We start from the raw sequence: 6,370 nt of genomic DNA, 5'->3' as shown, positions 1-6,370 counted from the left end.
CGGTAGGTGCCGCGAAGAGCGACATGAAGCGGGGCATGAAGGCCCGCTGGAAGGACCACAAAGGCCGTCGCGGCGAGGCTGTCGGGATGGCAGAGCGCGCTCTGATCGACAAGTGGCACCGGGAAAAGGAAAGCAGGGAGGCTCATCACTCCGATCGTGTGGTGCCTCCGGGGCGCGAGGAGCGCGCCGCCAGGCACGGACGCATGACGCATCATGTGGCCCGGCACCATCGCGATCTCTACGATCGACACCACCAGACCCTGGGTGATCGAGTGCGGGAGTCGGCGGGCATGGCAGCCTACGACGACACCCACCGCCGCCGGGGGCGTCGCCGCTAGATGTACAATCAGATCTCACTCGCTGATTTGATCGTGCGGTGCCGCCAGCGCGCCGACATGCTCAACACGCAATTCTGCACGGATGCGGAGATCACCTCCTATCTGACAGAGTCGCTCGGCGAGCTATACGATCTGATCATCCAGAATGCGGGAAATGAGTTTTTCTTGCGGCGGGCGTGGATCGAGGAGACCGCGCCCGCCGTTGCTCCCAACGCATCTCCCAATGGCTACATGGTGCGCGATTCCCAGGACGGCACCTACGCGGTCCTACCTCCGGATTTCTATCGGCTGCTCGGTGTCGAGGCTCATTTCGGAGACGATGCGCCCTGGTTAATGCGGCCCTACACCTTCACGCAGCGCTACATGAATTCGCCCCGCGACGGCTCGTTTATGAAAGGGATGGATCTGCGCTATCGGCTCGGCGGAGCGATCAATACGCGCGCCGACCTGGACCCGCTCAATGTGGGCCAGCTCGGCAACGTGCCGATGGTAGATCCAACGATTCCCGCGGGCGGAGCGACCTGGCTGCACGAGCAGCGCTTGTATTTCACTCCTACGCCGCCGACTCTGATCGGTGAGAATTCCCGGATGATCAGCGTCTGGTATATCCCTCTGCCGCCGCGTTTCGTGGAGCCCAATCCGCTGGAGCCCCAGGTGATTCCCGGATTTGCCCACTGGGACGAATACATGGTCGTGGACGTCGCCGCGCGCATGCTCGACAAGGAAGAGTCCAGCACAGAGGCTCTCATCCTCCACAAGGCACAGATCACGCAGCGGCTGCTTGCGAATATCCCCGATCGAGAGGCTGAATTTCCCGAGAAGGTCCAGGACACACTCTCGGGATATCAGGTGCGCGCCTATCCCTATTATTTCCCCCAGTACTGGCCGAATTTCTGGAACTACTGATGAGTTCTCGCCTCAATCGATTGATGCCGTATCCCGCTCTGGGCCCGCTCTCCGCGCGCATCCAGGATGCGACGCAGGACGCGCTCGATGCAGGGGAGCGTAGCTCTCTGGGTCCAGCCTCCCGGAACGGTGCAGCGCAGGCGAGCAACGGCAATCAGACAGAGAGCCGTTCGATCCCGGAGAACACCCCGACACTCATTGCGCATAAATTGGGCCGCAAATACCGCGGCTGGAATGTGGCGCTCAAGAACGCGGGCGAGAGTTTTTACTGTCCCCGAGGGGAGGTCTACGATCGGGCGAAATTTATTTGCGTGCAGTGGGGCGATGGCACGGTCAGCGGAGATCCTCCGATCGATGCCGAGTTCTGGGTGTATTGATGCCGCTGCAGAAATTCCCGGTGGAGGTGCCTCTGGGCGGGGCGGTGGACGAGGGCAACGTCCCGGAGATCGTGCAGCCTCCGCGCATCCTGGAGGCCCGCGACTGCGCGAGTCTCACGGGCGGGGCGTATGAAAAGCGCGACGGCTACCAGGCGGAGCTGGTGGCCCCGGCGGGGACGATCGCGATCTCGCACGGGAACGCTGCGACGACGACGATCCAGGAGACGTCGCTGGCAGTGTTCCCCGACGACGGGAGCGCCCCGAGCCCGAGCTTCCCCTCGCCGGTGACGGGTCGTCCTGTCCACGCGTATTTCCCGACCGAGGGAGATGCGGTGAAACAGCATGGAGACCACGCGACGATGGCGGTGTCGGGAGTCGAGCGCACGCTGGCCTGCTGGAACGTCGATCCCGCCGGCGGCTATCAACTGCAGGTGGATTACACCGGCGCGGCGACAAACCCGGCGACTCCGACGAGCTGCATGTGGCGAGACAATTTGAGTGCGTCTCCTGCGCTGCCCAGCTCCTCCGGGTATCAAATCGAGGGAGCGTGGTATGCCATGTTTGATGGCTCCACGCAGAAGGGCCCTGAGCGTCCCTACGCCCCTCTGCCGGGGGTGGCTCCCGCACCTGACCGACCCGTCGGATTCCCTCGTGTGAGGGCAGACGACGCGGCTACGCAGCCCCTGCAGGCGTTCTGGAGCTGCGTCGCCATCGGGTACGAGTTGGATCGTTCGGTCGGGGTGGGCGCTCTGGATCGAGGGGAGGGATTCGTCCTCTCTGGGCAGCCTGCTCCGGGCGGGCTGGATGCCCGGGACATCCTGAACCAGCGCCCGAATGCGTCCAACGATTACGGCGCGCTGCCGATCGCTCCCGGCTGCCAGCTCGTGGTGCATGACACCGACGGGAATTATGTGGCCACGGCGACCACGGAGGACGGCAGCCCGGGCGCGGGCGCGGATCTGCTCCCTGCGCTGGAGCTGCTCCTGGTGCCAGGCGAGGGAGTCTATACCCTGCATCCGCGTCTTGTGGGCGGAGTGGTCGGTGGCGCAGTGGTGCGAAAATGGCAATTCACCGGTGGTCAGATCATCCCGGATCCGACCAACCCGGTGTTGGATTTGCCCCCGATCGTCCCGCCTCCCAATGATCGCACATGGCCCGCCGGCCTCCACGATACCGGCAGTACGTTAATGATCACCTGGGACACCACGGTGCTCTCGATGCGGACGTATGATTTCGGGTTTATCGCCGACCGCCCGACGACGCAGTTTGGATTTCCGGCAGACGTGCAGGCCGCGCAGCAGCTCACGGGCTCCAGCAGAACATTCGCGCGGCAGTCGCGGAATACCACCGGAGGGGCCTCCTTCGCCTCGGCCACGAATCTGACCCGGGGGATCTGGGCCGGGTCGTTTCTCGCCCCCGTGGGTGACGGGACGTACTGGGTCGGCATCCAGATCGTGAGCGGCGATGGCACGAGCAACGGCTTGACCGCGACCCCGCGGCAATTCCCGATGATATTCTCCTCTGCGATCGTTCACGCTCTGGTGGATGTCGGCGGGAATGTGGTGGCGAATTCGATCGGTGTGATGCCAGGTAGCGCGATCGGATCGCAGGGGTTGGAGGTCGATGGCGTCGGGGCATGCGTGGGCATCTATGCCTGCGCGCCGGGCGACTCGCGGACCGCGCAGGCGCAGATATGCGGCCAGGCATTCGTGGACATTCCGACGTCCACCTACCTCCTGATCGCGCGGCGGGAGATACCAGAGCTCGCAGATGTCCCTCTGCCCATCGGCATGACTTCGCCCGATGTGAGCGCAGCGAACCAGGCGGTGACCATTCTGCAGGCCGAGCCCCAGGGCCACGCACTCGGGACCTATCAGATCAATCCCTTCCAGGTGCGCACGAATCTATTTGTAGGGGCGGATGGGCAGCTATCGGCGATGACCTTCGAGCGCGGAGCGCCCAGCAGTTTCCGCACGGATGATCTCGGAGACGGTCTGGAGGCGCAGACGCGGGTGGGCGGCGATGCCTCTCGGGCACGGCCTCGGGTGACCTGGGTCGGCGGGACGCCGGACATCGGTCTGACCCGCGCGGGCGACTATTTGATGTCTGACGGGGCGCAGCCCGTGAGCAGCGGCGGGCCCCAGGCTCCCGCCGCTGGCTGGGGGCCGCAACTGATCACCGACTGCCCCGTGCTGACCACGCTCCCGGGGGAGGCTGATCCCGGCATGTTTTCGCCGGATCCTCTCACGCAGACCGAGCTGGCGACTCCGAACGTGATCGGCACCGCGGCGAGCTATGCCGGGCATGCGGTGACATACGACGAGTCCGGAGGACAGCGGCGCACGGTGCCCTCGCAGGCGGGCGCGAATCTGTTTTTCGTGGTGAGTGTCTCCCCTGCATCCGGGAACGAATACAACGGGTATCTCTGCGCGGTTTACCCCCTGCCCTATCCCCTGCTCGGTCTGGCGAATTCGGAGCGGGCGCTCGGGGAGATTTATCTCGGGGGCGCAGATGACGCCAGCGACCCCCAGCAGGTGGGACAGGTGGAGCTGTACCCCATCGGCTATTCGTTCTGGAACACGCAGATCTATGGGTTCGCCGCCACGCCGGGGGCGTCGCTCCGCACCCTGGGTGGATCGGAGGAAACGCTTTACGTCAGCTCCGGGGAGCTTGCGGCTGACGCTCCGGATCCGAGTCGGGCGGTTGCCGCGGCAAACTCTCGTCTCTGGAGCGTCTCGGCCATCAATCCTCGCCAGGCGCAGTACACAAAATTCCTTCGCCGCGGTTATGCGCCCGAGTGGAATGCCAACCTGACCGTCCGCGTTCCCGGCAGCGCGGATCCGCTGACCTCGGTCGGCATTCTGCCCGACGGTCGAGTGCTGCTCTTCTCCGCCACAGCGGTCTATTACACCTACGGCGAAGGGCCCTCGGACACGGGTCAGGGGGCCGGATTCGCGGAGCCTGCTCTGCTCACCGATACGGTGGGATGCGTGAACAAGCACTCGATCGTGTTTGGCGAGTTTGGCTGTTTGTTTCGCGGCGAGCGCGGGTTTTACCTGGTGGACCGGGCGCTGGCGCTGTCCTTCGTGGGTCTGCCCTACGAGGACACGACCCGGACGGGGCAGGTGCAGTCCACTGCGATCGACGGTTTGCGCAGCGAGGTCCTGTTTTTCACCGACGTCCCGGTGGCCCCGGCAGTGGCGACCTCTCGGGAGGTGTGGACGTTCAATTACTTGCGCCAGCAGTGGTCCACGTTTGCTCTGGCGTTCCCGACGATCGGCACAGCGGAGCGGGATGCGCGTCCTTTGACGCTGGATCCGGGGGGCAACGTGCGGGGGGTGACTACCACGCCTCCCGCGCTCTCTGCGCTCACCGATACGGGCCGGATGGGACTGCGTTCGGGGTGGCTTGCGATGGGTCGGATCCAGGGATTCGGACGTATGTGGGAGATCCAGATTGCCGGGGCTCAAGATCCCGCTTCGACGAGCGGGATGCAGATCGAGGTCATGTACGATTACGTGGACGCGGTGGCGGAGACATTTAACTACGATGTGCCCTCGGATGGTGCAGGTCGCATCCATTTACGCATTCGGCCTGCGCGGCAGAAATGCGAGGCGGTGAGCATCCGGTGCGTGGAGACCGCGCCAGTCCCGTCTGCGACGACGACCGGGTGGAGGGTGGACATGGTGACCCTACTGTGCGGCGTGAAGGCAGGTATCGACAAGCTCGCGACCACGGAGGCCAGCCCATGATCCGACTGGCCGCGGACATGGTGGAGCTGCAGGGTCTGGCAGCGGCGCAGGCCCGGCGGCAGCAGCCTGCCACTGGCATCGCGAGCCAGTGGTCGGCTGCGCACGCTGGCATGGGCCCCAGTCCGCTGGGTCCGCTGGCCCAGGCGAATCCCCTGTCCGGCGGTCTCGGTGGCGGGTCGCTGTCCCCGGTGGCAACCCCGCGGGCGGTGCAGCCCCAGGTGAGCAATGATGCCGAGGAGGTGGAGGCGGACACGAGTCCCGGGTGGGAGGAGCAAACCGCTGGCGCTCTGACCGGTGGCATGTCCGGCGCAGTGCTGGGCGCGAAACTAGGCACGGTGGTCCCCGGCATCGGGAACGCGATCGGGGCCATCGGTGGCGGAGCCCTCGGTGCATTGGGCGGTTGGCTCGGGGCGCGCGAATAGGAGCGACGAGAGATGGAATCTTCAGGACGCAGATCGCTAAAGAAATTCCTCCTTCGCCTCCAGGCGGAGGGGGTGGATCAGGATCGTTTGTCCGACGCAGGCCGCGCTTGGGCGCAGGATTATCGGCGCGGAGTGCGGGACGACGAGCAACTGGAGGTGACGGGTCGGCACGCCATCGAGGCGGGGTTCGAGCCCTCGCTGGAGGATCTCCAGGAGGTAGACTCCCCGGAGAGCCAGTGGCTTGATCTGGAGCAGCAGCAGTGGCTGGACCAGCAAACCGCGCCGCTCTCCTCGCCGGATCTGACGGGTGGCATCGGTGCCGACGATCTTCTGGAGTACATCGACAGCGAGGTGATTGCGGTGCCGGAGGTGGAGGAGATTGTGGCCCCGGTGGCGGCGGGCGCAACGGTCGCCGATCTCCCGGTCGATGCCACACGCGCGGATTTCACGCCCGAGGCGATGGCAGAGGCAGGGTGGGGTAACCAGGAGCGTGCGGCAGCGCTGGCTTCCGGTGGTGGACCCTCGCTGGATGATTTGCTCGATCCATCGTCTCCGGAAAATCAGCTACTCGATCG

General features: G+C 65.2%; 5 protein-coding genes. All 5 read left to right on the top strand.

Going from position 1 to position 6,370, the window contains the following annotated elements:
* Positions 1-338: 338 nt before the first annotated feature.
* Positions 339-1,244 carry a hypothetical protein gene (locus GY812_16245; GenBank protein MCP4437033.1) on the top strand — a complete coding sequence of 302 codons (906 nt, stop codon included), beginning with the start codon at positions 339-341 and terminating at the stop codon, positions 1,242-1,244.
* Positions 1,244-1,621 carry a hypothetical protein gene (locus GY812_16240; protein MCP4437032.1) on the top strand — a complete coding sequence of 126 codons (378 nt, stop codon included), beginning with the start codon at positions 1,244-1,246 and terminating at the stop codon, positions 1,619-1,621. Before GY812_16245 ends, GY812_16240 begins: the two co-directional genes overlap by 1 nt.
* Entirely contained in the window at positions 1,621-5,373 is a 3,753-nt protein-coding gene (locus GY812_16235) for a hypothetical protein (GenBank protein MCP4437031.1), read from the top strand. Before GY812_16240 ends, GY812_16235 begins: the two co-directional genes overlap by 1 nt.
* Entirely contained in the window at positions 5,370-5,795 is a 426-nt protein-coding gene (locus tag GY812_16230) for a hypothetical protein (protein MCP4437030.1), read from the top strand. Before GY812_16235 ends, GY812_16230 begins: the two co-directional genes overlap by 4 nt.
* A gap of 12 nt (positions 5,796-5,807) precedes the next feature.
* Positions 5,808-6,370 (top strand): hypothetical protein (locus tag GY812_16225; GenBank protein MCP4437029.1); only part of this gene is annotated, 563 nt, incomplete at its 3' end.

The organism is Actinomycetes bacterium (assembly GCA_024222295.1).
Classification (GTDB): domain Bacteria; phylum Actinomycetota; class Acidimicrobiia; order Acidimicrobiales; family Microtrichaceae; genus JAAEPF01.
Note: the sequence above shows the minus strand (reverse complement) of the source record. Positions and strands in the feature narration are given on the sequence as shown.

Excerpts from the sequence above, each read along its gene's own strand:
- GY812_16245 (MCP4437033.1), top strand. The coding sequence starts at position 339 with ATGTACAATCAGATCTCACTCGCTGATTTGATCGTGCGGTGCCGCCAG.
- GY812_16240 (MCP4437032.1), top strand. The coding sequence starts at position 1,244 with ATGAGTTCTCGCCTCAATCGATTGATGCCGTATCCCGCTCTGGGCCCG.
- GY812_16235 (MCP4437031.1), top strand. The coding sequence starts at position 1,621 with ATGCCGCTGCAGAAATTCCCGGTGGAGGTGCCTCTGGGCGGGGCGGTG.
- GY812_16230 (MCP4437030.1), top strand. The coding sequence starts at position 5,370 with ATGATCCGACTGGCCGCGGACATGGTGGAGCTGCAGGGTCTGGCAGCG.